This is a genomic window from Xylanimonas ulmi (genome assembly GCF_004216535.1).
Taxonomy (GTDB): domain Bacteria; phylum Actinomycetota; class Actinomycetes; order Actinomycetales; family Cellulomonadaceae; genus Xylanimonas; species Xylanimonas ulmi.
The window spans coordinates 3,628,805-3,655,543 of the sequence record NZ_SGWX01000001.1 but is presented as its reverse complement, the minus strand read 5'-3'; the positions used below and the strand labels follow the sequence as shown (position 1 = coordinate 3,655,543).

The window sequence follows — 26,739 nt, the reverse complement described above, 5'->3', positions numbered from 1 at the left end:
GACCCACCCTGGCCCCGCGGCCCACTCACCTGACCGGGGCCCGGCCGCGCGACGCACACGGCTGACCGGCGTCCGGACGGGGCGCCGACCGCTCACACGCTCGTCCGCGGCGGCGCTCCCGGGCGAGCGGCGCCTATCCTTGCAGGCGGCGGCGCGCCGCTCGCCCGGCGACGAGAGGACCACGCGTGACCCTGCCCTCGGGGCCCTGCCCTGCCCTGCTCGCCGGCGACCGCGCACCCGCCGCGCGCACGCTGGTCGACGTGCTCGCCGCGACGACCGCCGCCCACCCGGACGCGCCCGCGATCGACGACGGCGCCCGGACGTGGACGTACGCGCAGGTCGCCGACGAGGTGCGCGCACGGGCGCACGCGCTGGCCACTGCTGGGGTGCGGCGCGGCGACCGCGTCGGCGTGCGGGCGACGTCGGGCCGCGCGGACCTGTACCTGTCGATCCTTGCGGTGCTGCACGCGGGCGCGGCGTACGTCCCGGTCGACAAGGACGACCCCGCCGAGCGCGCCGACCTGGTGTTCGGCGAGGCGGGCGTGGTCGCCGTCGTGGGCGACGACGCGACGATCACTCCCGTCACCCCACCGGTGGTTGAGCCCCCGGTGGTTGAGCCTGTCGAAACCACCCCCACCACCACACTGGTGGTTGATCCTGTCGAAACCACCCCCAACCGGGTTTCGACAGGCTCAACCAGCGGGGAGCCGGTTTCGACAGGCTCAACCAGCGGGGGGCCCGCGCCCGACGATGACGCGTGGATCATCTTCACCTCGGGCTCGACCGGCGTCCCCAAGGGCGTCGCGGTCACCCATCGCAGCGCGGCCGCCTTCGTCGACGCCGAGGCGCGCCTCTTCGTCCCCGGCGCCCCGCTGGGGCCGGGCGACCGCGTGCTGGCGGGACTGTCGGTCGCGTTCGACGCGTCGTGCGAGGAGATGTGGCTCGCCTGGCGCCACGGCGCGTGCCTCGCGCCCGCCGACCGCGCGCTGGTGCGCACGGGCCTCGACCTGGGCCCCTGGGTCGCCGCACAGGGCATCACGGCCATCTCGACGGTGCCCACGCTGGCGGGCCTGTTGCCGCCCGCCGACCTGGCGGGTGTGCGCCTGCTGATCTTCGGCGGCGAGGCGGTGCCGCCCGACCTCGCGGCCAGGCTCGTCGCCCCCGGCCGCGAGGTGTGGAACACCTACGGCCCCACCGAGGCGACCGTGGTCGCGTGCGCGGCGCCGCTCGACGGGCAGGGGTCCGTGCGCATCGGCCTGCCGCTCGACGGGTGGGACCTCGTCGTGGTCGACGAGGCGGGCGAGCCGGTCGCGGCCGGCGCCACGGGTGAGCTCGTCATCGGTGGGGTCGGCCTGGCGCGCTATCTCGACACCGCGAAGGACGCCGAGAAGTACGCGCCGCTGCCCTCGCTCGGCTGGGAGAGGGCGTACCGGTCAGGCGACCTGGTGGTCAACGACCCCGCGGGCCTGCTGTTCGTGGGCCGCGCCGACGACCAGGTCAAGGTGGGCGGGCGGCGCATCGAGCTGGGCGAGGTCGACGCGGCGCTGCTCGCCGACCCGCAGGTCGGCGCGGCGGCCGCCGCCGTGCGTCGGGCCGCGGCGGGCAACCAGGTCATCGTCGGGTACGTGGTGCCCGCCGACCCGGACGCGTTCGACGCCGCCGCGCTGACGGCGCACCTGCGCGCGGTGCTGCCCGCGGCGCTCGTGCCGCTGGTCGGGGTGGTCGAGGACATCCCCACGCGCACGAGCGGCAAGGTCGACCGAGACGCGCTGCCGTGGCCGCTGGACGACGAGGTGGCCGGCGCCGTCGAGGCCGCCGACCTGGGCGGCGGCACGGCGGGCTGGGTCGCGGGCCTGTGGGCGCGCGTGCTCGGCGTCGCGCCCACCGCCCCCGACGACGACTTCTTCGACCTGGGCGGCGGGAGCCTGACAGCGGCCCAGGTCGTCTCGGCGGTGCGCGAGCGCTACCCGCTCGCGACAGTCGCCGACCTGTACGCGAACCCGACGGTCGAGGATCTGGCGGCGCACCTGGAGTCCGCCTACGGCGCCCCGGACACCGTCGGCGCCGACACTCCCCCGCGCGGCACGCCGACCCCGGCGTCGACGCAGGCCTTCCAGGTCGTCATGCTCGCGGTGCTGCGGCTCGTGGCCGGGCTGCGGTGGGCGGTGTGGGCGGCGCTGGTCGTCACGATCCTGGCCGCGCTGCCTGCGGGGTGGGACCTGGGCACGGGCGTGACGCGGCTGGTCGAGGACCTGCCCGTGGCGCCGTGGCCTGCGCTCGCCGTCGCCTGGCTCGCGCTGGTCAGCGCACCGGGCCGCCTCGCGCTGTCCGCGGGCGCCGCGCGCCTGCTGCTGCGCGGCGTCAAGCCCGGCGACCACCCGCGCGGCGGGTCGGTCCACCGGCGTCTGTGGCTCGCCGAGCAGGTGGTCGAGGCCTTCGGCGGCCTGACGATCGCGGCCGCTCCCCTGGTCGGCGTGTACGCCCGCGCGCTGGGCGCGAGCGTCGGGCGCGGTGTCGACCTGCACACCCTCCCACCCGTCACGGGCCTGCTGACGGTCGGCGACCGCGCGGCCGTCGAGCCCGAGGTCGACCTCGCCGGGCACTGGCTGGAGGGCGACGTGCTGCACGTGGGGCGCGTGGTCATCGGTCCTGGCGCCACGGTGGGCGCGCGCAGCGTGCTGCTGCCCGGGGCGCGCGTGGGGCGTGGCACCGACGTCGCGGCGGGCTCCGCCGTCGTCGGCGCCACGGGCAAGGACGAGTACTGGGAGGGGTCGCCCGCGACGCGGCGGCGCAGCCAGGTCAAGCACCCGTGGCCCGAGCGGCGGCCACCGCGCGCTCGCCGCTGGGCGGCGGCCTACCAGGTCAGCGGCGCCGTGCTGGCCCTGCACCCGCTCGCCGCCGTCGGCGTGGGCGTGCTGGTGCTGCTGCGGGCCGCCGACGACGCCGCCACGCCCGCCGCGGCGCTCGGGTCGGCGTTCGCGTGGCTGCCGCTCGCGACGCTGGCGGCGTTCGCGGCCTACGCGCTCGGCGCCCTCGTGCTGGTGCGGCTGCTGAGCCTGGAGATGACGCCGGGGTTCCACCCGGTGCGCAGCCGGGTCGGATGGCAGGCGTGGTGCACCGAGCGGGTCATGGACGCCGCGCGCACGGCGCTGTTCCCGCTGTACTCCAGCGTGTTCACGCCCGGCTGGCTGCGGCTGCTGGGCGCGAAGATGGGGCGGCGCGTCGAGGCGTCGACCGTGGTGGGCATCCCGAAGATGATGGAGGCCTCCGACGGCGCGTTCCTCGCCGACGACACCATGGTCGCCCCCTACGAGCTGGGCGGCGGATGGATGCGCGTCGAGCGCGCCAAGGTCGGCAGGCGCGCGTTCCTCGGCAATTCGGGCATCACGGCCCCCGGACGCTCGGTGCCCAAGAACGGGCTCGTCGCGGTGCTGTCGGCGGCGCCGCACAAGGCCAAGAAGGGCTCGTCGTGGATCGGCAGCCCGCCCGTGCTGCTGCCGCGCGCGGCCGCCGGGTCCGACGACGAGGGGCTGACCTACGACCCGCCCGCGCGGCTGCTGTGGGCGCGCGGCGCCATCGAGGCGGCGCGGCTGAGCGCCGTCGTGGTCGCGGCGGCGTTGGGGGCGGGCGTCGTCGTCGCGGTGCTGGAGGTCGCGCGCCTGGCGGGCTGGGCCGCGGCCGGGCTGGCGGCCGGGGCCACGCTCATCGTGGCGGGACTGCTCGCCGCGGCGGTCACCACGGGCGTCAAGTGGGCGCTCGTGGGCCGGTTCCGGGCGACCGAGCACCCGCTGTGGAGCGGGTTCGTGTGGCGCAACGAGCTGGCCGACACGTTCACCGAGGTGGTCGCCGCGCCCTGGTTCGCCAACCACGTGCTCGGCACGCCGCTGCTGACCGCGTGGCTGCGCACCATGGGCGCGCGCATCGGGCGCGGCGTGTGGTGCGAGACGTACTGGCTGCCCGAGGGCGACCTGGTCACCCTCGGCGACGGCGCCGCCGTCGGGCGTGGAACCGTGCTGCAGACGCACCTGTTCCACGACCGGGTCATGAGCCTCGACACCGTCGCGGTGCAGGACGGCGGGACCGTCGGGCCGCACTCGGTGGTGCTGCCCGCCGCGCGCCTCGGGGCAGGCACGGTGGCCGGGCCGGCGTCGCTCGTCATGCGCGGCGAGGTGCTGCCCGCGGCCTCGCGTTGGCAGGGCAACCCCGTGGGGCCGTGGGCCGGCGGGCGGACCGCGCCGAGTGGGCGTGACGCGCGCGATCGGCGCGCTGACCGGACCAGCCGGGCGCGGTAAGGTCACCGGCCATGCCGCAACGCCGGTCCGCCGACCCCGACCGCTACCTGCCGCACCACGGGAGCGGTGACTACGTCGTCGACCATTACGCGCTCGACCTGCGCTATCGCGTCGAGCCCAACCGGCTGGAGGGCGTCGCGCGCCTGAGCGTGCGGGCCCTGGCGCCCCTGGAGGAGGTGCGGCTCGACCTGGTGGGCCTGCGCGTCACGCGCGCCGAGGTGGGCGGCAAAGCGGCCAAGTTCACGCGCAAGCCCCGCTCGCTGCGCGTGCGGCTGCCGCGCCCGCTGGAGGCCGGGGCGACGACGACGGTCGCAGTCACCTACGCGGGCAACCCGAGGCCCGCCAAGGGGCCGTGGGGCGAGACCGGGTGGGAGGAGCTGAGCGAGGGCGTGCTGGTCGCGGGCCAGCCCGACGGCGCCCCGACGTGGTTCCCGTGCAACGACCACTCGGGCTACAAGGCCACGCTCGACCTCACGCTCACGACCGACGCGCCCTACACCGTGGTGGCCAACGCGCCCGTCGCGACGGTCACGCGCCGCGCCGGGACGCGCACCTGGGTGTTCGAGCGCACCGAGCCGCTGTCGACCTACCTGGCCACGGTGCAGATCGGTCGCTACGACGTCGTCGCGCTGGGCGCGCGGGAGACTCCGCGGGTGCGGGTCGCGCGCCCGGCCGCGCAGGCGGCCGCCGTCGCGCACGACCTGGACCGGCACGACGAGCTGCTGGAGTGCTTCGAGGAGCTGTTCGGCCCCTATCCGTTCGGCTCCTACACCGTGGTGGTGACCTCCGACGAACTGGAGATCCCGCTCGAGGCGCATGGCACGGCCGTGTTCGGCGCCAACCACCTCGACGGCACGCGCCCCGAGGACCGCCTGGTGGCGCACGAGCTCGCGCACCAGTGGTTCGGCAACGCGGTGACCGCGCGGACGCTGGCGGACATCTGGCTGCACGAGGGGTTCGCCTGCTACGCCGAGTGGCTGTGGTCGCAGCGCTCGGGCGGCCCGAGCGCGCAGGCGCTGGCGGACGAGCACCACGCGCGCCTGGTTCGGGCGCCGCAGGACCTGGTGCTCACCGACCCCGGCCCCGAGCGGGTGTTCGACGACCGGGTCTACAAGCGCGGGGCGTTGACGCTGCACGCGCTGCGCACGCGCGTGGGCGACGAGGCGTTCTTCGCGCTGGTGCGCGAGTGGACCCGCCGGCACAGCGGGGCGGTCGTGACGACGGCGGACTTCCGCGCGCTGGTCGCCGAGCGCTGCGGCGCCCCGGCCGCAGACGGCCTGACCCCGTGGCTCGACGCCGCCCCCCTCCCCGCGATCTCGCCGCGCTGACCAGACAGGCTGACCAGACAGGCTGACCAGACGGGCTGACCGCGGGGAAGGGCGGCTGATCGGGTCAGTCGGTCGGGGAGACCCGGATGAGATTGCCGTCCGGGTCCGCGACCACAAAGGTGCGGCCGAAGACGTCGTCGTACGGCTCCTGCACGACCTGGGCGCCCTGGGCGACCCACCTCGTGAAGATCTCGTCCACCGCGGACGCCGGACCGGGCACCATCAGCCCGACCTCGCTCGTGCGCGGGGTGCTCGCCACGGCGTGCTCGCTGCGGCCGGTCCACAACGCGAACGCGACACCTGGGGCCACGTCGAAGGCCACGTAGCGGGGGCTGGTGAAGGTCGGCTCGACCTCGAACAGGCTGCTGTAGAAGGCGGTGGCCGCCTCGGCGTCGCGGACGCAGGTCAGGAACAGGTTGGGTGTGGGCACGGAGGGCTCCTGGGGTTGACGGGTTGTTGTTGACGGGTTCTCGCCAGGTCAGCAGACCCCCGAATCACGACAGAACCTGTCACCTTTTCTGCGAGAGTTGCTCACCATGAAGGCCGCGAGGTTGTTGCGCATGCTGTTGCTCTTGCAGACGCGCCAGCGCATGACCACCACCGAACTCGCCGAGCGCCTGGAGGTCTCCCGGCGCACGGTGCTGCGAGATGTCGAGGCGCTCTCGATCGCCGGTGTGCCGGTGTACGCGGAGCGGGGGCGCAACGGCGGGATCGTCCTGCTCCCCGGCGCGCGGTTCGACGCCGCCCACCTTGAGCCCGGCGAGCTGGAGGCGTTGTCCGTCGCCGGTTTGGACGGCGAGCCGTTGGAGCGCCTCGGGCTGAGCGCGGCGCACGAGAGGGCCGTGGGCAAGATCGCCGCCCGCCAGGCGGCGCCCGGGAGCGCGAACCTCTTGCGGTTGGCCGACCTGGTCGTGGTGGACAGCAGCGCGTGGCTGACGGGTCCGACGGCGGGCGTGGACGTCGCTGAACTCGCCCAGGCGCTGCGTCATCGACGCCGGCTGCGCATCCAGTACCGGCGCAGCGCCGAGGGGCGGGCGTCCACGCGGGTCGTCGACCCGTACGGGCTCGTGGCGAAGTCGGGCCGCTGGTACCTCATCGCCGACGACCAGGGCGCCGGCCGGCTGTTCGCCCTGGAACGGCTCTCGGACTACGAGCCGCTCGACGCGCCGGCCGCAATCCGCCCAGGCCAGAGCCTGCGGACCGTGTGGGCGGCGTTGCGGGAGCGCACCGAGACCTCAGGTCAGGTGAGCGTGACCGCGCGTCTGCGCGAGAGCCGACTCGACCTCGCGCGGCGCATCCTCGGCGCCCGCCTCCACGAGGTCCGCGACGCCGAGCGGGGGTGGTGCACCGTCGTCGTCCGCTACCGGGACGTCGAGGCGGTGCGCCAACTCCTCCAGTTCGGCGACCACATCGAGGTGCTCACCCCGCCGTCTGCACGCGAACGCATCCGTCAGCTCGCCGCGGACCTGGCCGAGCGGCACGCGCCCCCGTCGGACGACCGCGCAGTGGCGCCCCCCAGCGACGCCGTCCGGGGCGGGTGAGGCCCCTCGCTCAGCCGTCCTCCAGCGGCGCGTGCCGGTCGAGGAACGCGTACAGCTCGGCGTCGTCGACGCCGGGGAAGGCGCCGCGCGGCAGTGCGGTGAGCACCTGCTGGTGGATGCGCGCGCTGGGCCACGAGCTGGCGGCCCAGCGCTCGGCGAGGTCGGCGGGCGGGAGCTGGCAGCACGCGGGGTCGGGGCAGGTCGACACGCGGCGCAGGCGCGTGTCACGCCCGCGGAACCACTTGGCGTGCGCGTAGGGCACGCCCACGGTGATCGAGAAGGCGCCTGAGCCGAAGCCGTCGGGCGGCACGGGCCCGCTCGCTCCCATCTGCACCGAGCCCCAGTACGTCCCGGCGGGCGTGTCGGTGTACTGGTAGTACTCGGTCGCCCGGTCGCGGCGCTCGAACGCCGCGCGCGCGGCCCACTTGCGGCACACGAGCTGGCCCTCGATGGCGCCCGTGACGTCCTGCGGGAACGGCATGCCGTCGTTGGAGTAGCCGCGGAACAGGGCGCCGTCGGCGCCGATGCGCAGGAAGTGCAGCGGCATGTCGAGGTGTGAGGTGGCGAGGTTGGTCAGGCGCATCGCCGCGGCCTCGTGGGTGACGCCGAACGCGTCGCGGAAGTCCTCGACGGCGAGGTCCCGCTCGCGCTTGCGCGCCCGCAGGTAGTCGACGGCGGCAGTGCGCGGCACCAGGCACGCCGAGGCGAAGTAGGTGATCTCGACCCGCTGGCGCAGGAACTCGGCGTAGGAGCGTGGGCGCTCATGGCCCAGCACGCGGTGCGCGACGGCCTGCAGCGCGAGCGAGCGCAGGCCGTGGCCCCCCGGTGTCGAGGCCTGCGGCAGGTAGATGCGCCCGTGCTTGAGGTCGGTCACGGTGCGCGCCGAGCGCGGCAGGTCGGTGACGTAGAGGATCTCGAAGCCCAATGACTGCGCCAGGCGCGCGACGCTGCGGTGCGTCACCGCGCCGCCGCCCACGTAGCCGGCCTGCGTGATCATCTGCTCGGCGACCACCTCGATCTCGGGGAAGTAGTTGCCGCGGGCCTGCCGCTCCAGACGCAGCTCCGTGTTGGCGCGGCGGGCCTCCTCGGGCGTGGCGATCGCGGCCTTCTCGCGGCGCGTGAGCTCGGCGTGCAGGCCCACGAGCTGTTCGAGCACGGGCATCGGCAGGCGCTGGGAGGGCTTGACGACGGGCAGGGCGAGCGCGTCGAACAGCGGCCCGCGCTGGGCGCGCTCGAGCTCGATCTCGAGCGCCGAGCGCCGGTCGGGCGCCTCGGGGGCGAGCAGGTCGGCGACGTCGACGCCCAGCGCGTCGGCGAGCGCGCGCAGCAGCGACAGGCGCGGCTCGCGCCGCCCGTTCTCGATGAGCGACAGCAGTGACGGCCCGCATCCGACGGCGGAGCCGAGCGCGTCGAGCGTCAGCCCGCGGCGAGTGCGCAGGTGACGCACGCGGCGGCCGAGCGTGAGGAGGTCGGGCGCGGCGTCGTCGGAAGCCATGCCCTTCACGCTACGTCAAGAACCTGCGTTCTTGACACCTCGAATGCTGGCAAATGGGGCGCTGATTGCGGAATCGTCGAGGGTGTCCGGCCAGAAACGAGGAGAACCCCATGCCGACGAGCACCGCACCCGTCCCCACCCGCGCCCAGGCCGTGGTCGCCCCGGCCGACGGATCGGTCGAAGCCTGGGTCGCGCAGGTCGCCGCGCTCACGCTCCCCGACGCCATCGTGTGGTGCGACGGATCGGCGGCGGAGAAGCGGCGGCTGCTCGACGAGATGGTCGCCTCCGGCACACTCATCAAACTTGACGAGGCCAAGCGCCCCCGGTCCTACCTCGCCCGCTCGCACCCGTCCGACGTCGCGCGCGTCGAGGCGCGCACGTTCATCTGCTCCGAGCGCGAGCAGGACGCGGGCCCGACCAACAACTGGCGCTCGCCCGCGGCCATGGGCGCCGAGCTGCGCGAGGTCTTCGCCGGGTCGATGCGCGGACGCACCATGTACGTCGTGCCGTTCTCGATGGGCCCCCTCGGCGGTCCCATCTCCCAGGTGGGCGTCGAGATCACCGACTCGCCCTACGTCGTGGTCTCGATGCACGTCATGACGCGCGTGTCGACCCAGGTGCTCCGGCTCATCGACGCGGGCCAGCAGTGGGTTCCCGCGGTGCACAGCGTCGGCGCGCCCCTGGCGCCGGACGAGCAGGACGTCCCGTGGCCGTGCGACGACACCAAGTACATCGTCCAGTTCCCCGAGTCGCGCGAGATCTGGTCCTACGGCTCGGGCTACGGCGGCAACGCGCTGCTGGGCAAGAAGTGCTTCGCGCTGCGCATCGCCTCGGTCATGGCCCGCGACGAGGGCTGGCTCGCCGAGCACATGCTGCTGGTGCGCGTCACCTCCCCCCAGGGCCGGCGCTACCACCTGGCCGCGGCGTTCCCCAGCGCGTGCGGCAAGACCAACCTCGCGATGCTGCGCCCCACGCTGCCGGGATGGGAGGTCGAGACGCTCGGCGACGACATCGTGTGGATGCGCCCCGACGACGACGGCGCCCTGCGCGCCATCAACCCCGAGGCCGGGTTCTTCGGCGTGGCGCCCGGCACCGGCGTCGACACCAACCCCACGGCCATCGCGACGCTCGGCCACGACGTCATCTTCACCAACGTGGCCCTGACCGACGACGGCGACGTGTGGTGGGAGGGCCTGACCCCGCAGGCGCCCGCGCATCTGATCGACTGGACCGGCCAGGACTGGACGCCCGACGACGGCGCCGCGGGCCGCCCGGCCGCGCACCCCAACGCGCGCTTCACGGTCGCGGCCGCGCAGTGCCCGACGATCGCGCCCGACTGGGACGACCCGGCCGGCGTGCCGGTCGACGCCATCGTGTTCGGTGGGCGGCGCGCGACCAACGTGCCGCTCGTGACGCACGCGCTGAGCTGGGACCACGGCGTGTTCCTCGGGGCGACCATCAGCTCCGAGCGCACCGCGGCCGCCGAGGGCGCCGTGGGCGAGCTGCGCCGCGACCCCTTCGCCATGATGCCGTTCTGCGGCTACATGATGGCCGACCACTGGGCACACTGGCTCGCCGTCGGCGACGGGCTCGACCCGGCCCGCCGCCCGCACATCTTCCAGGTCAACTGGTTCCGCAAGGGCGCCGACGGGCGCTATCTGTGGCCCGGCTTCGGCGAGAACTCGCGCGTGGTGGCGTGGATCGCCGACCAGGTCGAGCGCGGCCGCGCCGCGGGCTCCGGCGTCGCCGAGGGCGCCGCGGCCTCGCCCGTCGGCCTGGTCCCGGCCCCCGGCGCACTCGACGTCACTGGCCTCGACGTCCCCGAGGCGGACCTGGCGGCGCTGCTCGACGTCCAGCCCGAGCCATGGCTGCGCGAGGCCGATCTGACCGAGGAGTTCTTCGCCGTCTTCGGCGACCGCGTGCCGCAGCGTCTGCGCGACCAGCTCGCGAGCCTGCGCCGGCGCCTGACGAGCGCCCAGGCCACGGCCTGACGGGCTGGCCCTGCGGGCCTCCCCCGCAGGGCCTCCCCGCAGGGCCCCTCGCACGCTCGCCACGCCCTCGGGTTGTGACGCGGCACACAGGTGGGTGCGTCATGCTGGGGCGGTGGCTGGCGCTGGCGTCCTCGGACGCGACGACGAGCTCGCCCGCGTCGACGACGTCGTCGCGGGCCGCGGCCCTGCGGCCCTCCTGGTGCTCGGGGACGCGGGCACGGGCAAGACGACGCTGCTGACCCACGCGGTCGAGCGGGCGCGCGCTGAGGGCCAGGCCGTGCTCGTGGCCCGCGGCACCGCGCACGAGCAGGACGCGGACCACGCCGCGCTGCACCGCCTGCTGCGCCCGGCGCTCGACGGCGTCGACGCCCTGCCCGGCGCGCAGGCCGCCGCGCTCCGGGCGGCCTTCGGCCTCGCCGTGACGTCGCCCGACCCGGCCGTGCCTGACTCAGCCGTGCCAGACCCGCTGCGCCTCGCGATCGGCGTCCTGACCCTGCTGTCGGACCTCGCGCGCGACGACCGGCGCGTGCTCGCCGTCGTCGACGACCTGCACTGGGTCGACCCGGCGAGCGCGCGGGTGCTCGACTTCGTCGCCACACGGCTCGACGGCGAGCCGGTCGCGCTGCTGCTGGGCTCGCGGCCCACGGGCCGCGACACCCGGCACCTGACCACGCTCCACCTCGGCCCCCTGGAGCCCGGGGCGGCCGCCGCCCTCGTCGACGCCCAGCCCACCCCACCCCGCGGCGAGCGGCGACGGCGCGTGCTGCGGCACGCCGAGGGCAACCCGCTCGCGCTGGTCGAGCTCGCGCGGGCCGACGCCCGCCTGCCGGTCGACGACGCGGCCCCGGCGCCGCTGACCGCCCGGCTCGAACGCGCCTTCACCGACCGCACGCAGACGCTGCCGCCCGCGACCCGCGACCTGCTGCTGCTGGCCGCCGCCGCCGGCGCCGCCGACCTGAGCGCCGTCCTCGCCGCCCACACGCGGTTGGAGGACTGGGAGCCCGCCGAGCGCGCGGGACTGGTGCGCCTGACGGCGGCGGGTGGCGGCGCGCCGGCGGTCGAGTTCCGGCACCCGCTCGTGCGCTCGGCGGTCTACGGGGCGGCGACGCTCGCCCGCCGCACGGCCGCGCACCGTGAGCTGGCCCAGTTGGTGCGTCACGACGCCGACCGGCACGCCTGGCACGTGGCCGCGGCCGCCGTGGGGCCCGACGAGGAGGCCGCCGCGCTGCTCGACGCGACCGCCGAGCGCGCCCGGCTGCGCGGCGGCTGGTCGTCGGCGGGCCGGGCGCTCGAACGCGCCGCGGGTCTGACCCCCGACCCCGACGTCGCCGTCGAGCGCCTGCTGCACGCGGGCTGGTGCGCGCTGTACGCGGGTCAGGGTCCCTGGGTGCTGGAGCTCATGGAGCGGGCTCGGGCGCTCGCCTCCCCCGCACGACGCGCCGCCGTCGACGGGCTGACCGGCTGGGCGCTGACGGGCACACCGCGGCACGCCGAGGCGGTGACACTGCTCCTGGGGACGCTGGCGCCGCCCACCCCGACCAGCGCCGCCGGGCCCGGCGGTCCCGGCGCCCCTCCCGACGGCCGCGGCGACAGCGAGCACGACAGCGGGCACGACAGCGCGCACGGCGGCGCGCACGGCGGCGGGCCGGACGGCGCCGCCGACCCCGACCCGGCCCACGCCTCCGGCGCCCCCGGCGCGGCCGGCACGGCCGACGCCGCGGGCGCCGCGATCGCCCCGGCCGCCGTCGCCGCGTACCTGTCGGGCGACCCCGCCCTGACCGCGCGCGTGCGCGAGGCGCTCGCCGGCTGGGACCCGAGCGACCACCCCCAACTGCTGTGGGCGCGCGCCGCGTGCGACCCGACGGCGCACGCGACCGTGACGAGCGCCGCGATCGATCGCCTGCTCGACGCCGTCGACGGCAACCCGGACGGGCTCGACCACATCGCGCTCAACGGCCTGTCGGGCGCCGCGTGGGTCATCGACGACACGGCGCGGGCCTGCGACCTCATGGCGGCCTACCTGCGCAAGCTCGACGGACCGGACCACGAGGGCGTCAACGCGCTGGTGCTCGACACCTATGGGGCCGCACTGTTGGAGGCCGGGCGGTGGGACGAGGCGTGGGCGCGCCTCGAGGAGGCCCGGCGTGTCGCGAGCGCGACGGGCAACGAGACCGTGGGCCTGGCCTCGCAGGGCGCGCTCGCGCACCTGGCGGCGCTGCGCGGTGAACCTGAGGCTCGCGACCTGGCGGCCGCCGCGCTCGTCGGGATCGACCCGGACGCCACGCGCGTGGTGGGCGTCCGCGCCCGGTGGGCGCTCGGCGTCGCGGCCGCGAGCGAGGGCGACTGGGAGCGGGCGCACCAGGTGCTGCGCCTGGTGCTCGACGACGGCGCCCCGGCCCACCCGCACCTGTCGCTGTACGCGTTGGTCGACCTGGTCACGTGCGCGCTGCGCACCGGACGCAACGCCGAGGCCCGCGCGGCCGCGCACACGCTGCGCGACGCCGTCGGGCCGGGCTCGTCTCCGCGCCTCCACCTGTTGGCCGCGCACGCGCAGGCGCTGGTGGCCGCCGATGACGACGCGGCCGAGGCGCTATTCGCCAGCGCGCTGACCCAGCCGCGCGGCGGTGAGTGGCCCTTCGAGCGCGCCCGCGCGCTCGCCGACCGCGGCGCGTGGCTGCGCCGTCGGCGGCGCGTCGTGGAAGCCCGCGAGGACCTGTCCCGGGCGGCCGAGACGTTCGCACGGCTCGGGGCGCGCCCCTACGCCGCGTGGGCGGTCGGCGAGCTGCGGGCCGCGGGAGTGCGGGCGGCGGGCGCGCCCGACCGTGGCGGGGTCCCGGGGCTCGCGACCCTGTCGGCGCAGCAGCGCCAGATCGTGCTGCTCGCCGCGGCGGGCCTGACCAACCGGCAGATCGGCGAGCGGCTGTTCCTCTCGCCGCGCACGGTCGGCTTCCACCTGTACCAGGTGTTCCCGAGGCTCGGCGTGACCTCACGCGCCCAGTTGCGCGACGTCGTCGGCGACGCACGACCAGTCATCTGACGGATGCCGCGGGCACGCGCCCGCGGCGCACGCTGGCCGCATGAGCGATGCGACCGTGAACCACGCGCCCACGCCGGACGGGCGAGCCCCCGTGCTGCTCGTGCACGGCCTGTGGCTGCACGCCGACTCCTGGGGGCCGTGGGTCGAGCGGCTCACGGCGGCCGGCCGCGTCGTCGTCGCACCCCGCTGGCCCGACGAGGCGGCGACGGTCGCGCAGGCGCGCGCCGAGCCCGCCCGCGGCGGCGGCCACGGCATCGACTCGGTGGTCGACCACCTCGCGGCCGTCGCGGCGTCGCTGGGCTCACGGCCCGTCGTCGTGGGCCACTCGTTCGGCGGGCTCGTAGCGCAGCGCATGCTCGCCGAGGGGCACGCGCGCGCCGCGGTCGCGATCGACGCGGCGCCGGTGCGCGGCGTCGTCGCGCTGCCGCTCTCGGCGCTGCGGGTGGCCTCGGTCGCGTTGCGCAGACCGGCCCACTGGTCGGGCACCGTGGCGTTGACGCGTGCGGAGTTCCGCTACGGGTTCGGCAACGCGCTGCCGCCCGCCGAGTCGGACGAGCTGTTCGAGCGCTGGGCCATCCCCTCGCCGGGGCGCCCGCTGTTCGAGGACGCGGCCACCAACCTGCTGCCCCGCTCGCCCGCGCGCGTCGACTTCGACGCACAGCGCGGCCCGCTGCTGCTCGTGGCCGGGCTGCGCGACCGCACCGTGCCGCCGTCGATCACCCGCACGACGGCGCGCCTGCACCGGCGCGCGTCCAGCGCGCCCACAGACCTGCTGGAGGTCGATCGCGGGCACTCGCTCACGATCGACCACGGCTGGGGCGAGGTGGCCGACGCCGTCCTCGCCTGGATCGAGGAGAGGGTCGACACCCCGGCCCTGAGTCTCTGAGATCCCACCGCACAGCCCACCACGAGAGCCACCACGAAGGGGACCGCCATGCCATTCCTCACCGCCTCCGACGGCGCCGAGATCTTCTACAAGGACTGGGGCGCCGGGCGTCCCGTGGTGTTCAGCCACGGCTGGCCGCTCAACGCCGACGCCTGGGACCGCCAGCTCAAGGCCGTCGCCGACGCCGGGTTCCGCGGGATCGCGCACGACCGGCGCGGCCACGGACGCTCGACCCAGACGTCCACCGGCAACGACATGGACACCTACGCCGACGACCTCGCGGCGCTGTTCGACACGCTCGACCTGACCGACGCCGTCCTGGTGGGCCACTCCACTGGCGGGGGCGAGGTGGCGCACTACCTGGCCCGTCACGGCTCGGCGCGCGTGCGCAAGGCCGTGCTGCTGGGCGCGGTGCCGCCGCTCATGGTCCAGACGCCCGAGAACCCGGAGGGCACGCCGCTGGAGGTGTTCGACGGCATCCGCGCGGGCGTCGTGGCCGACCGGTCGCAGTTCTACCAGGACCTCGCGGTGCCCTTCTACGGCGGCAACCGCGACGGCTCGACGCTCACCCAGGGTGTGCGCGACCAGTTTTGGCGCCTGTCGATGCAGGCCGGGTTGGTGCCCGCGTATGACTGCGTCGCGCAGTTCTCGCAGGTCGACTACACGGCCGATCTGGAGAGGATCGACGTCCCGGTGCTGGTCGCGCACGGCGACGACGACCAGATCGTGCCCATCGCGGCGGCCGCGCACAAGACCGCCAAGATCGTCGCCGACGCCACGCTCAAGGTGTACCCGGGCGCCCCGCACGGCCTGCACGGCGCCTACGAGGAGGAGTTCACGGCCGACCTGCTCGCCTGGATCGCCTCCTGACCGACCCCACCCGGGCGCTGTCATCCGGGCGTCCGCAGTCGTCGGCGCCGCTTAGAGTTGCGCGCATGGTCGCTGCGCGCATGGTCGACTCCTCCGCCCTCAGGTCCGCCCGGTGAGCGCCGGGCTGCTCGGCCTGCTCGACGACGTCGCCGCCATCGCGAAGGCGGCCGCCGCGTCGCTCGACGACGTGACGGCCGCCGCGGGCAAGGCCACCGCCAAGGCCGCCGGCGTCGTCATCGACGACACCGCGGTGACGCCGCAGTTCGTCACCGGCGTCACGCCCGACCGAGAACTGCCGATCGTCAAGCGCATCGCGCTCGGCTCGATCCGCAACAAGCTGCTGATCATCCTGCCGGTCGCGCTGCTGCTGTCGTGGGTCGCCCCGTGGGCGCTCGCGCCCATCCTCATGCTCGGCGGCCTGTACCTGTCCTACGAGGGCGCCGAGAAGATCTGGGAGCGCGTGCGCGGGCACGAGGCTGCCCACGAGCCCGGCGCCGTCGACTCCTCGGCGCCCGTCACCGTCCAGGGCGCCAGCGCCGAGCGCACCCTGATCTCGGGCGCCGTGCGCACCGACCTCATCCTGTCGGCCGAGATCATGGTCATCTCGCTCAACGAGGTCGCACACGAGACGTTCTGGGACCGCCTGATCATCCTGGTGGTGGTCGCGCTCGTCATCACGGTGGGTGTGTACGGCGTCGTCGGCCTCATCGTGAAGATGGACGACATCGGCCTGGCCCTGTCCCGACGGCGGGGCCGCGGCGTGCAGGCGTTCGGCCGCGCGCTGGTCGTCGGCATGCCCCGGATCCTGGGCGTCATCGCCGCGGTCGGCACCGTCGCGATGCTCTGGGTCGGCGGGCACATCCTGCTCAACGGCGCGCACGAGCTCGGCTGGACGGCCCCGTTCGACGCGATCCGCCACGTCGAACACGCCATCGCCGACGGCGTCGCGGGGGTGGGCGGCGCGCTCGGGTGGCTGTTCGAGACGCTGTGCTCGGCCGTCGTCGGCCTGGCCGTAGGCGCCGTGGTGCTCGCGATCGTGCACGCGCTGCCCTTCGGCCGCACGCACGCCGCGCCCGCCGCGGGGCACGAGGGCGGGCACGACGGCGGGCACGACGAGGGCGGCGCGGCCGCGTGAGCGCGCCGACCGACCAGGCCGGGCCCACCGCGCCCGAGCCCGCGGCGCCCGGGCCCACCGCGCCCGAGCCCACCACGCCCGAGCGCCCGGCCCCGGCCGGCAACCCGCACGCCTTCGCGCCCGCCGCGCCGTCGGCCCCGTTCGCGCACCTGGTCTACTTCGAGCCCCGCATCGCGGGCAACACGGGCTCGGCGATCCGCCTCGCCGCGGTCACCGGCGCCCGCCTGCACCTGGTCGAGCCGCTCGGCTTCGACCTGGAGGAGTCCAAGCTGCGCCGGGCGGGGCTCGACTACCACGACCTCGCCGTCCTGGACGTGCACCCCCACTTCCAGGCCGCGATGGACGCCCTGCCCAGGGCGCGCGTGTTCGCGTTCGAGGTCGGGGCGACGACGCCGTACACCGAGGTTGCCTACCAGCCCGGCGACGTGCTGCTGTTCGGCCCGGAGCCGACGGGCCTGCCCGAGGAGGTCCTCGCCCACCCGAGGGTGACCCAACGCGTGGTGCTGCCGATGCTCCCCGGCCGCCGCTCCCTCAACCTGACCAACGCCGCCTCGATCGCCACCTACGAGGCCTGGCGCCAACTGGGCTTCCCCGGCGCCTGAGCCCCACCCCTCCTGCCCTCCCGGCGCGCCCTCGGCGCGGCAGTTCGTCGTCGGCGCGGCAGCCCGAGCGCACGAGTCGACGACGAACTGCCGAGTTCAGGGCTGTGGGAGCGGGAGCTGTGGGGGCTGTGGGAGGTGGGTGAGCCAGGCCCGTGGGCCGACGTGGGCGACACGGGCGCTCGCCACACCCGCCGCCTGTGCGACGGCGGCGGGGAGCGCGGCGCCGTGGGCGAGCGCGGCCGTCAGGGCGCCGTGGAACGCGTCGCCGGCGCCGAGCGTGTCGCGCGCCTCGACGCGGGGCGCCGCCACGGTCCCGGCCGCGCCGGCCGCCGTGCGCCACTCGACGGGGTCGGCGCCGTGCGTGACGACGACGGCGCGCGCCCCGAGCGCGAGCGCCGCGGCGAGGGGGTCGTCGCCCAACTCCGCGGCGCCGGCCTCGCCGGCGCCCGCCCCACCCGCGTCCGGCGGGACGCGGAAGTCGTCGCTCAGCGCCGCGACGTCGGCCACCGGCAGCAGGTCGGCGAACACGGGCCGCCACCGCCCGCCGTCGAGCACCACGCGCGGACGGGGCGACGCCGTCGCGATCCAGGCGAGCACGGCGCGCGCGAGCGCGGGGTGGTGCCCGTCGAGCAGCACGACGTCGGGGTGGGGCAGCGCGTCGAGCTCCCCCGGCGCCGGGGCCGGCGCGCGGGCCAGCGCCCCGTCGGGCGAGACGACCGACCGCTCCCCCGTGGCGTCGTCGACCAGCACGGCCGAGACGGCGAGCGCGAACCCGGCGCCGGCGACGTCGAACACCTCGACGCCGTGCTCGCGCAGGTCGGCGCCCGCCGCGACGGCCACCGGCCCGGCGCCCAGCGCGCTGACCAGCACCGCGCGCCCGCCCAGCGCGGCGGCGGTCACGGCGGCGTTGGCGGCGGGCCCACCGGCGGCGACGTCCTGCCGCGTCGCGGTGACCTTCTGGTTGCGCGCGGGCGGCGCATCGGCGCGGTGGACGACGTCGAGCGTGGTCAGCCCGACGAACCAGCACACCGCCATGCTCACTCCCGCCGCCGTCAGCGGCCCGTGCCGTCGACGGCGTAGGGCTCGATCGCCGCGATCTCCTGCTCGCTCAGCGCCGGCGCCGCGAGCGCCCCGACGGTGTCCTCCAACTGGGCGACGCTCGACGCGCCGACCAGCGCGGAGGTGACGCGCGGGTCGCGCAGCACCCACGCCACGGCGAGCTGCGCGAGCGTCTGCCCGCGCCCGCGCGCGACGGCGTCGAGCGCCCGCGCCCGCTCCAGGTAGGTGTCCGACAGGTTCGAGGCCGACAGGAACGGCGAGTCGGGGCGGGCCGCGCGCGACCCCGCGGGCGCCGAGCCCGACAGGTAGCGCCCGGTCAGCAACCCCTGCTGCAGCGGCGAGAACACGATGGAGCCCACGCCCAGGTCCTCGACGACGTCGAGCAGCGACTCGGACTGCTGCCCGTCGTAGGCGTCCACGTGCGCGGGGTTCTCGACGTGACGGTTGAACATCGAGTAGCTGGGCTGGTGGATGAGCAGCGGCGCGCCCAGGTCGTCGAGGAGGGCCGCGGCCTCGCGGGTGCGCGACGGCGAGTAGTTCGACACGCCCACGTACTGCGCCTTGCCCGCGTGCACGGCCGCGGCGAGCGCCCCCATGGTCTCCTCGAGCGGCGTGGCCGGGTCGGGGCGGTGGTGGTAGAAGACGTCGACGTACTCCAGGCCCATGCGCTCGAGTGACGCGTCGAGCGAGGACAGCAGGTACTTGCGCGAGCCGTGGTCGCCGTAGGGGCCGGGCAGCATGTCGTAGCCGGCCTTGGTCGAGATGACGAGCTCGTCGCGGTAGGGGCGCAGGTCCTTGGCGAGGATGCGCCCGAAGTTCTCCTCGGCCGCCCCGTAGGGCGGGCCGTAGTTGTTGGCGAGGTCGAAGTGCGTGATCCCCAGGTCGAACGCCCGGCGGGCGACGTCGCGCTGGGTCGCGAACGGGGTGGTGTCGCCGAAGTTGTGCCACAGGCCGAGCGAGAGCGCGGGCAGGTCGAGACCCGAGCGGCCGGTGCGGCGGTAGGTCATGGACGCGTAGCGGGCCTCGTCGGCGAGGTACCGGGGTGCGATGGGCATGCGCTCAGGCTCTCACCTTCCCGGGTGGGGGACCTCGCCAGGCCGGGCGGGGCGCGGCGAACAGCGCCACGCGCCCGCCCTGGTCGCGTCAGGCGGGCGGCGCCGGCGGGATCGGGAAGTTGCTGCGGAACACGCAGTCCGGGTCCCAGTCGCGCTTGAGCGCGCGCAGGCGATCGAGCGTGCGCCCGGGGAACGCGTCGGCCAGCCGCTCGGGCCGGGTGTCGGTGTCGAACGACAGGTACAGCCCGTCGGCGTGCGGCCCCATCTGCTCGTCCCACAGCGGGTCGAGCCGTTCCTGCGACCCGGACATGGCCGTGAGCAGGAAGTTCTGCCTGCGGTGGGCGTAGGCGGTGGCGTCGGGGTCGACGTCGTTGGTGGCGCCCCCGGTCGCGCGCACCTGCAGGAAGTACGCCTCGCCCGACCAGGCGACCTTCTCGAAGTCCCGCGCCACGCGGTCGTCGAGGTGCGTCACGAGCGTCGAGCGCACGGCTGGGTCGCCGCCGCCCGCGTGGTGGCGCTCGACGGGCTGCACCACGCCGCTGTAGGGCAGCAGGTAGGCCTGGTGGCCCAGTAGCGGCCCGGCGTCCGCGAGCGCCTCCAGCTGCCCGACGGCGGCGTCGGTGTCGTCGCCCGCCCAGACCGTCATGAGCTGCGCCACGGGTGACTGACCGCGCCGGGGCGGCGACAGGATGAGGAACGACGTGAGCTCACGCGGCGCCTGCTCGACGGTCGTGGCCCACCGCTCGAGCAGGCCCGCGGTGTCGGAGGCGTCGAGCGTCATCTGCGAGTAGACGACGTCGCCCAGCGCGCCCGCCTCCAGCTCGAACGACGTCACGACGCCGAGGTTGGCGCCCGCGCCGCGCAGCCCCCAGAACAGCTCGGGGTTCTCGTGCGCCGAGGCGCGCACCTGTCGCCCATCGGCCGTCACGACGTCGGCGGCCACGACGTGGTCGATCGTCAGGCCCTGCGAGCGGCCCAGCAGCCCGATGCCCGCGGTGGTCGCCAGCCCGCCGACGCCGACGCCGCCGAAGTCGCCCGAGGTGATCGCCCACCCGTGCGGGGCGAGCGCGGCGGCCACGGCGCCCCAGGTGGCGCCGGCGCCCACGCGCACGCGGCGGGTCGCGGCGTCGAGCACCTCGATCCCGTCGAGGGCGCCCAGGTCGACGACGACGCCGCCGTCGTTGGTCGACCGGCCGCTGATGCCGTGCCCGCCCGAGCGCACGCCGAGCGGCACGGCGCCGCCGTCGGGCAGGCGCTGGGCGCGGGCGAACGCGAGCGCCTGCGCGACCTCGTCGGCGTCGCGGGGGCGCAGCACCAGGCCGGGCGATCCGGCGCGCAGGTAGTTGTGCCGCACGCCCTCGTAGGCGCGGTCGCCGGGCTCGACCGCGCGGTCCTGTAACGAGCGCGGCACGTCGTGGTAGGCGATGTGCTCGCGTCGCAGCGCGATCGCGTTGGCGCCGCGGCGTGCGACGGCCGGCGTCGTGCCGCGCGAGGCGCGCTCGGCCGCGACGGCCTCGCGCACGGCGGGCGCGACCTCCTGCCCGAAGCGGCGGATCAGGTCGGGGTCGTCGCCCATGACCATGAACGTGCCCACGCCGTCGTCGATCGCGAGCCGCACGAGCTCCTCGACCCATGCGGCGGTGCTCCCGCTCGGGGAGCCGAGGTTGAGCAGGCGGCGGATCTCGGCCGGCTCGCGTCCGGAGGCGAGCGCGGCCTCGTCGATGACGGTGTTGCCGCGCGTGAGGTCGCCGTCCTTCAGGTAGGGCGCCGAGGGCAGCCAGCCGTCAGCCTTGGCCGCCAGCAGGCGCAGCATGCGCGGCTTGTAGGCGCCGACCCACAGCGGGATGTCGTGCGCGGGGGCGGGGCCGCGCTTGGCGCCGACGACGCGGTGGTGGACGCCCTCGACGCGCAGCGCGCGCCGCTGCCCGACGTCCCAGATGCCGCGCATGACGTCGATCGCCTCGCTCAGCGCGTCGACCGACTCGCCGGGCGTCAGGCGCGTGGCGCCCATCGCCTCGATGGCGTCCCAGAAGCCGCCGGCGCCGACGCCGAGGGCGACGCGCCCGCCGCTGAGCAGGTCGAGGGACGCGGCCGCGCGGGCCAGCACCGCGGGCGGGCGCAGCGGGAGGTTGAGCACGTTGCCCGCGACGGTCACCCGTTCGGTCGCCGCGGCGACCCATGTCAGCAGGGTCCAGGTGTCCAGGAACGCGGGCTGATACGGGTGGTCCTGGAAGGTGACCAGGTCGAGCCCGGAGTCCTCGCTCAGGCGGGCGAGGCGCACGGGCGCCTGGGGGTCGGCGTTGGTCGGCGTGATGAAGCTGCCGAAGGCCAGGTCGTGGCCGTAGTCCGTCATAGGGGCGTCAACCGGCGGGACGGAAACGTTTGTTCCGCCCAGCGCCGACGCCGGCGAACCTCACACCGCGTCCGCCGCGCGGCGGACGCGCGCGGCTACTCGGAGGCGAGGCCCGCCTCTTCGTAGAAGCCCCAGATGTGGTCGTGCGCGAGCTTCTCGGCGAGCCCCGCGTCACCGCTCGTGACGGCGTCGAGGATCGACCGGTGCTCACCGCATAGCCGCCCGCACGTGGTCGTCCACGAGGGCAGACGCTCGGCGCCGACGGTCACATAGTCGCCGACCGCGGTGCGCAGACCGCCCAGGATCGCCTCGACGAGCTGGTTGCCGCCGAGTTGCACCAGACCCAGGTGGAACTGCTGGTCAAGGTGCACGAACTCGGTGGGCGACAGGCCCGGCAGATCCATCTCGTCGAGCAGGCGGTGCGCCTCGGCGAGGTCGGTCTCGGGCGCGAATCGCGCCGCGGCCTGCCCGACCGCCCACGTCTCGAGCGCCGCGCGCGTCGCGACGACGTCGCGCACGGGCAGCGTGCCCGAGGCGATGTGCAGGCGGACCGCCGAGCCGAGGCCCGCGGCGGGGCGGTCGACGACGGTCGCCCCGGCCTCGGGGCCCGAGCCCACGGCGGTGCGGACGATGCCCATGGCCTCCAGGACTCGCACGGCCTCGCGGACCGACGGGCGCGAGACGCCCATCTGCTCGGCCAGGGCGCGTTCGCCCGGCAGACGCTCCCCGAGTGCCCACGCGCCCGTGCGGAGGTTCTCCTCGATCTGAGCCAGAACTCGTTCATGGGTACGCATCCCCTCAGTCTAGGCCTGTGGACGGACCACACACGGCGGACACGTCGCATTTCGACCAACAGGACCGCGCGGCGCGACCTTGAGCCGCGGTTCCACCTGACGCGCCGCGTCAGGGGACAATGGTCGACCGTGACGAGCGCCCACGAACCTGACGCCCTCTTCGACGTGCCCGACGGCGCCCGCCGTCCGCTGCTGCGCGTGGTGCTGCTGACGGGGGCCTCGGGGTCGGGCAAGACGGCGCTGACCCGGCGCCTGGGCCTGCCCGTCGTCACCCTCGACGACTTCTACCTCGACGGCGACCACCCGGACCTTCCCCAGCGGTACGGCGTCGTCGACTGGGACGACCCGCGCACCTGGGACGGCGACGGCGCGCTTGAGGCGCTGCGCGCGCTGGCCACCACGGGCCGGGCCGAGATCCCCGTGTACGACATCCCGAGCAACGCGCGCACCGGGTCCACGGTCGTCGACGCCGCCGGCGCCCGCGTCGTGATCGCCGAGGGGATCTTCGCCGCCCAGCTGGTCGCGGCATGCGGGGCCGAGGGCATCCTGGCCGACGCCATCTGCCTGCGCCGCCCGGCCTGGGTGACCTTCTGGTTCCGCCTGCTGCGCGACGTCGCGGAGGCGCGCAAGCCGCTGCCCACCCTGCTGCGCCGGGGGTGGAGCCTCATGCGCTCCGAGCCGCGACTCGTGGACGGATGGGTGGCTCTGGGATGCCGAGTGGCGACGCCCGCGGAGGCCGAGCGCACGATTCGCGCTTTGGCCGGTCAAGAATCCCCCAACGCTTCCCCCAAAACGTCATAGAAAGTTAACGCGGACGACACGCTCGCCTCATCGACAGCCCTGACGCTGGCGGCAGGAGGTGATCCCCGTGACCCTGAGCCAGTCCCCGCGCGCACTGCGCGTGCTCTCCCTGTACGAGGGCTTCTTCGCCGGCGGCGCCCGCCAGCTGCACACGACGGTCGTCGCCGGGCTGCACACCAGCGGGCGCCAGCGCCATGCGGCGCTGAGCATCCACGCCGAGGTGCGGCGCGAGGCGACGTTGCAGCGCATGGCCGACGACCAGCGCTACCAGAGGCTGCTGGCCGCGGGCGTGCGCGTGAGCACGCTGGGCCGAGCCACCGACGACGGCCTCGACCCGTCGGTGTTCACCGCCGCCGAGCTGGAGCGCGCGGCGGCCGAGGTCCGGGCGAGCGACGTGGTCATGTCGCTCAAGGAGCAGCCGCTGCGCCTGGTCAACCAGCTCGCCCGCCTCGACCGGCCCGTCGTCGCGTGTCTGCACCGCTCGGACCCCGAGCACCAAGGCCCCGCGCTCGACGACCTGCTCGTCGCGGCCGGCGCCGGCCGCCTCGCCGCCGTGGTCTGCTGCGCCGAGTCGACGCGCGACGCCTACCGCGCCGCGGGCGTGCCCGCGTCGCTGCTGCGCGTGGTGCCCAACGGCATCAACCTCGCGCGGTTCCGCCCGGTCTCGGGCGCGCGCCGCCTCGCGCTGCGCGGCGCCGAGGGCATCGGCGCCGACGCGACCGTCGTCGTGTTCGCCGCACGCTTCGACACCATGAAGAACCCGGGCCTGTTCATCGCCGCCGCCCGCCAGTTCCTCGACCGCGATCCGTCGGGGCACGTGCTGATGTGCGGCGCGGGCATGTCGAGCGCCAACCCCGACCTCGTGGCCGAACTCGACCTCGCGTTCGGCGACCACCCCGACCTGCTCGCACGGGTGCATCCGCTCGGGGTGCGCACCGACATGGAGCGCGTCTTCGCGGCGTCCGACGTCGTCGCGCTGACGTCGGTGTTCGGCGAGGCCGCGCCGCTGTGCCTCATCGAGGGCGCCATGTGCGGCGCGATCCCCGTGACCACGCCCGTCGGGGACTCGGCGCGCATCGTCGAGGGCATCGGCTTCGTGACCGGCTTCGACCCCGTCGAGATCGCCGAGGCCTGGATCCAGGCGGCGGCCTGCCGCGCCGAGCTGCGCCCCGCGCTGAGCAGGGTCCGCCCGCGGTTCAGCCACGTGCGGATGCTGTCGGGGTACTCGTCCGTGCTGGACCGCGCCGCCTCGCTCGCCCGGGTCTGACGGCGCGGCCTGCGCAGGTCAGCGGCACGGCGCCCATGCCGCACCCCGATAGACTCGCGAGGTGCCCGCAACCTCCCGATCCACTGGCGCACCGCTGCGGCGCAGGCTGCTCGCGGACCACGTCTTCGACGAGCTCTTGGCAATGCTGCTCGACGGGAGCCTCGCGGCGGGCAGCAGTCTGAACATCGACGGGATCGCACGGCAGCTCGACGTCTCACCGACACCCGTGCGCGAGGCGCTGGCACGACTTGAGTCGACAGGCATGGTCCGCCGGGTGGCACTACGCGGCTACTCGGTGGCGCCGTCGCCCACCGACAAGGAGTTGGCCGACCTGATGGACGCGCGGATCGCCATCGAACCGGTGAGCGCGTGGCACGCGGGACAGCGCGGCACCGGGCAGTTCCTCGCCGAACTCGACGAGGCAGTGACTCTGCTTGAGACCGTCCGCACTGGGCCCACCTACCAGGAGTTTCGCGACTACTGGGCCGCGGACGAACGGTTCCATCAACTCATCGCGGAGGCTGCGGACAACCCATACCTGCTGGCCGCCTATCAGGCTCTCGGCGGCCTGATCCAGCGGTTCCGCCAGTTCTCCGGCGTCGGGGTGACCGACCGCGACCAGGCGGTGGCAGAACACCGCGCGGTCCTCGTCGCGCTCCGTGACGGTGACAGTGACCGAGCGCGAGATCTGATGCGAGCGCATATCGAGGCTGTCAAGAGTCGCTCGCTCGCGGAGCGGCACGACGCCTGAGGGCCTCACCGCCTCACGCTCCCTGAGCATGCGCGTGAGGCCGCACCCCGGGCCTGGGGTGCGGCCTCACGCGCTGCCTCTGTCGCCGGTCAGGCGGCGCTCGTGCCCACGGTCACCACGACCTCGTCCGCATCGTCACGGGAAGCGACGACAGATCGCTGTAGGCGGGCGATCGCGCGGCGCGCGATGACGGTCCCGAGCGCGCCGAGCCACAGCACGGCCATCAGGAAGTACATCCCCGCGGCGGTGCTCCCAGATGCCTGCGTGAACACGCCCACGACATAGGGGCCGATGAACCCGCCGAGATTGCCGAACGAGTTGATCGCGGCGATGGCCACCGCCGCCGTCGCGCCCGCGAGCACGCCGCTGGGCAGCGCCCAGAACACACCAGCGATCGAGTAGACGCAGAACGCCGCGAGCGAGAGCGCCGCAAGTTGCAGGGCCGGGGTCGTGAAGAAGGCGCTCGCGCCCATGCCGACTCCGGCGCCGACGAACAGCACCGCAAGCGGCACCCAGTTGTCGCGGAACCTCTTGGCAGCCCAGCGCGACGTGACGAGCACACCCACGAGGGCGAAAACGTAGGGCACGTCGGTCAACAGCCCGGTGTTCAGCGTCGACCCCGAGAACCTGTCGACCACCTGGGGCAGCCAGAAGGAGAGGCCGTAGACACCCACCGTCGAGGGGAAGAACAGAAGTGCGAACGTCAACACGCGCTTGTCCACGAGAGTTCGCAGCGGGTTCTTGCCGTCCTCCTGGCCACGCTCGACCTTGTCACGCGCCAACTCGCCCTCGATCCAGTCGGCCTCGGCTCGCGAGAGCCACTTCACCGACCGGGGCCCCTCGGGCAGATACCGCCAAGTCGGCAGCGCCATAAGCACAGCCGTGGCCCCGACGACGAGGAAAAGCCACTGCCAGCCGACCATCCCGAGCCCTTCGACTTCGAGCAGCCATCCGGCGAGCGGAGACATCAGCAGGAAGGCCAACGGCGCCGAGATCACAAAGATGCCGGTGGCCTTCGTGCGGTGACGGTGGGGGAACCACGTCGTGAGGTAGAAGATCACTCCGGGATAGAACCCGGCCTCGGCAACGCCCAGGAGGAAGCGCAGGACGTAGAAGGTCCCGGGCCCCTGTGTGAGCGCCATGAGCATCGTGATGGCGCCCCACGTCACGAGAATCCTCACAAACCACATGCGCGGCCCAAACCTCTGCATGAGGACGTTGCTCGGCACCTCAAACAGGAAGTACGCGATGAAGAACAAACCTGCACCGAGCCCGAAGGCCGCATCGCCAATGCCGCGGTCGGCGCCCATGTGGAGCTGGGCGAATCCGACGGCGGACCGATCGACGTAGGCGACGGTGTACAGGACGACGAGCAGCGGTAGCAGTTTGCGCGTGACGCGCTTGACAATGTCTGCCTCGTGGACGGTGACCACTCCAAGACTCCTTCGTCTTCGGCGCCTGGCCGGCGCGCTGGTTGGGTGC

At 75.0% G+C, this 26,739-nt stretch carries 19 protein-coding genes; 12 read left to right on the top strand and 7 right to left on the bottom strand.

From position 1 onward, the window contains the following. Window positions 1-191: 191 nt before the first annotated feature. Entirely contained in the window at window positions 192-4,292 is a 4,101-nt protein-coding gene (locus tag EV386_RS16735) for a Pls/PosA family non-ribosomal peptide synthetase (protein ID WP_207216630.1), read from the top strand. A gap of 11 nt (window positions 4,293-4,303) precedes the next feature. Next, the gene (locus EV386_RS16730) at window positions 4,304-5,620 is read left to right on the top strand and encodes a M1 family metallopeptidase (RefSeq protein WP_130416421.1); all 1,317 of its coding nucleotides are present in this window, start codon (window positions 4,304-4,306) and stop codon (window positions 5,618-5,620) included. 64 nt (window positions 5,621-5,684) lie between these two features. Here the strand turns inward: EV386_RS16730 and EV386_RS16725 are convergent, their stop codons facing one another. Continuing rightward, entirely contained in the window at window positions 5,685-6,050 is a 366-nt protein-coding gene (locus tag EV386_RS16725; protein ID WP_130416420.1) for a VOC family protein, read from the bottom strand. A 130-nt stretch (window positions 6,051-6,180) separates the two neighbouring features. Here EV386_RS16725 and EV386_RS16720 point away from each other — a divergent pair, with 130 nt between their 5' ends. After that, the gene (locus tag EV386_RS16720; protein ID WP_242608023.1) at window positions 6,181-7,161 is read left to right on the top strand and encodes a helix-turn-helix transcriptional regulator; all 981 of its coding nucleotides are present in this window, start codon (window positions 6,181-6,183) and stop codon (window positions 7,159-7,161) included. Between the two features lie 10 nt (window positions 7,162-7,171). On the opposite strand, the gene EV386_RS16715 is transcribed toward EV386_RS16720, so the two are convergent. After that, the gene (locus EV386_RS16715; protein ID WP_130416418.1) at window positions 7,172-8,656 is read right to left on the bottom strand and encodes an XRE family transcriptional regulator; all 1,485 of its coding nucleotides are present in this window, start codon (window positions 8,654-8,656) and stop codon (window positions 7,172-7,174) included. 110 nt (window positions 8,657-8,766) lie between these two features. Here EV386_RS16715 and EV386_RS16710 point away from each other — a divergent pair, with 110 nt between their 5' ends. The 6 genes from EV386_RS16710 to EV386_RS16685 all read left to right on the top strand — a co-directional run bounded on the left by EV386_RS16710 (window position 8,767) and on the right by EV386_RS16685 (window position 17,177). Continuing rightward, window positions 8,767-10,647: a phosphoenolpyruvate carboxykinase (GTP) gene (locus EV386_RS16710; RefSeq protein WP_130416417.1), complete on the top strand. Its 1,881-nt coding sequence runs from the start codon at window positions 8,767-8,769 to the stop codon at window positions 10,645-10,647. Window positions 10,648-10,759: 112 nt separating this feature from the next. Beyond that, window positions 10,760-13,684, top strand: coding sequence for a helix-turn-helix transcriptional regulator (locus EV386_RS16705; RefSeq protein ID WP_130416416.1), 2,925 nt, complete (start codon window positions 10,760-10,762; stop codon window positions 13,682-13,684). Between the two features lie 40 nt (window positions 13,685-13,724). Further along, complete coding sequence (locus tag EV386_RS16700) at window positions 13,725-14,570, top strand: alpha/beta hydrolase (RefSeq protein WP_130416415.1); 846 nt, start codon at window positions 13,725-13,727, stop codon at window positions 14,568-14,570. A 48-nt stretch (window positions 14,571-14,618) separates the two neighbouring features. Then, window positions 14,619-15,440 (top strand): alpha/beta fold hydrolase, encoded by an 822-nt coding sequence (locus tag EV386_RS16695; RefSeq protein ID WP_130416414.1) that lies wholly within the window; start codon window positions 14,619-14,621, stop codon window positions 15,438-15,440. A gap of 112 nt (window positions 15,441-15,552) precedes the next feature. Then, a complete protein-coding gene (locus EV386_RS16690; protein ID WP_130416413.1) occupies window positions 15,553-16,575 on the top strand; it encodes a DUF808 domain-containing protein in 1,023 nt (340 codons plus the stop codon). Between the two features lie 149 nt (window positions 16,576-16,724). After that, window positions 16,725-17,177 (top strand): tRNA (cytidine(34)-2'-O)-methyltransferase, encoded by a 453-nt coding sequence (locus tag EV386_RS16685; RefSeq protein WP_242608118.1) that lies wholly within the window; start codon window positions 16,725-16,727, stop codon window positions 17,175-17,177. Window positions 17,178-17,273: 96 nt separating this feature from the next. Here EV386_RS16685 and EV386_RS16680 read toward each other — a convergent pair whose 3' ends face one another. The 4 genes from EV386_RS16680 to EV386_RS16665 form a co-directional block, all read right to left on the bottom strand. Next, entirely contained in the window at window positions 17,274-18,212 is a 939-nt protein-coding gene (locus EV386_RS16680; RefSeq protein ID WP_130416411.1) for a PfkB family carbohydrate kinase, read from the bottom strand. Window positions 18,213-18,229: 17 nt separating this feature from the next. Next, window positions 18,230-19,291, bottom strand: coding sequence for an aldo/keto reductase (locus EV386_RS16675; RefSeq protein WP_130416410.1), 1,062 nt, complete (start codon window positions 19,289-19,291; stop codon window positions 18,230-18,232). A gap of 88 nt (window positions 19,292-19,379) precedes the next feature. Next, a complete protein-coding gene (locus EV386_RS16670; protein ID WP_130416409.1) occupies window positions 19,380-21,644 on the bottom strand; it encodes an LLM class flavin-dependent oxidoreductase in 2,265 nt (754 codons plus the stop codon). A 95-nt stretch (window positions 21,645-21,739) separates the two neighbouring features. Next, window positions 21,740-22,438, bottom strand: a complete 699-nt coding sequence (locus EV386_RS16665) for a FadR/GntR family transcriptional regulator (RefSeq protein WP_130416408.1) — start codon at window positions 22,436-22,438, stop codon at window positions 21,740-21,742. Between the two features lie 129 nt (window positions 22,439-22,567). Here EV386_RS16665 and EV386_RS16660 point away from each other — a divergent pair, with 129 nt between their 5' ends. From EV386_RS16660 to EV386_RS16650, 3 genes are all read left to right on the top strand, one after another. Then, entirely contained in the window at window positions 22,568-23,239 is a 672-nt protein-coding gene (locus EV386_RS16660) for a uridine kinase family protein (RefSeq protein WP_130416407.1), read from the top strand. Between the two features lie 67 nt (window positions 23,240-23,306). Continuing rightward, complete coding sequence (locus tag EV386_RS16655) at window positions 23,307-24,506, top strand: glycosyltransferase (protein WP_207216558.1); 1,200 nt, start codon at window positions 23,307-23,309, stop codon at window positions 24,504-24,506. A gap of 61 nt (window positions 24,507-24,567) precedes the next feature. Continuing rightward, window positions 24,568-25,257 (top strand): GntR family transcriptional regulator, encoded by a 690-nt coding sequence (locus EV386_RS16650; protein WP_278025456.1) that lies wholly within the window; start codon window positions 24,568-24,570, stop codon window positions 25,255-25,257. An 89-nt stretch (window positions 25,258-25,346) separates the two neighbouring features. Here EV386_RS16650 and EV386_RS16645 read toward each other — a convergent pair whose 3' ends face one another. Further along, window positions 25,347-26,690 carry an MFS transporter gene (locus EV386_RS16645; protein WP_165399981.1) on the bottom strand — a complete coding sequence of 448 codons (1,344 nt, stop codon included), beginning with the start codon at window positions 26,688-26,690 and terminating at the stop codon, window positions 25,347-25,349. Window positions 26,691-26,739 lie beyond the last annotated feature (49 nt).

Excerpts from the sequence above, each read along its gene's own strand:
- EV386_RS16665 (WP_130416408.1), bottom strand. The coding sequence starts at position 22,438 with ATGCGTACCCATGAACGAGTTCTGGCTCAGATCGAGGAGAACCTCCGC.
- EV386_RS16720 (WP_242608023.1), top strand. The coding sequence starts at position 6,181 with ATGCTGTTGCTCTTGCAGACGCGCCAGCGCATGACCACCACCGAACTC.
- EV386_RS16730 (WP_130416421.1), top strand. The coding sequence starts at position 4,304 with ATGCCGCAACGCCGGTCCGCCGACCCCGACCGCTACCTGCCGCACCAC.
- EV386_RS16700 (WP_130416415.1), top strand. The coding sequence starts at position 13,725 with ATGAGCGATGCGACCGTGAACCACGCGCCCACGCCGGACGGGCGAGCC.
- EV386_RS16715 (WP_130416418.1), bottom strand. The coding sequence starts at position 8,656 with ATGGCTTCCGACGACGCCGCGCCCGACCTCCTCACGCTCGGCCGCCGC.
- EV386_RS16695 (WP_130416414.1), top strand. The coding sequence starts at position 14,619 with ATGCCATTCCTCACCGCCTCCGACGGCGCCGAGATCTTCTACAAGGAC.
- EV386_RS16675 (WP_130416410.1), bottom strand. The coding sequence starts at position 19,291 with ATGCCCATCGCACCCCGGTACCTCGCCGACGAGGCCCGCTACGCGTCC.
- EV386_RS16710 (WP_130416417.1), top strand. The coding sequence starts at position 8,767 with ATGCCGACGAGCACCGCACCCGTCCCCACCCGCGCCCAGGCCGTGGTC.
- EV386_RS16670 (WP_130416409.1), bottom strand. The coding sequence starts at position 21,644 with ATGACGGACTACGGCCACGACCTGGCCTTCGGCAGCTTCATCACGCCG.
- EV386_RS16680 (WP_130416411.1), bottom strand. The coding sequence starts at position 18,212 with ATGGCGGTGTGCTGGTTCGTCGGGCTGACCACGCTCGACGTCGTCCAC.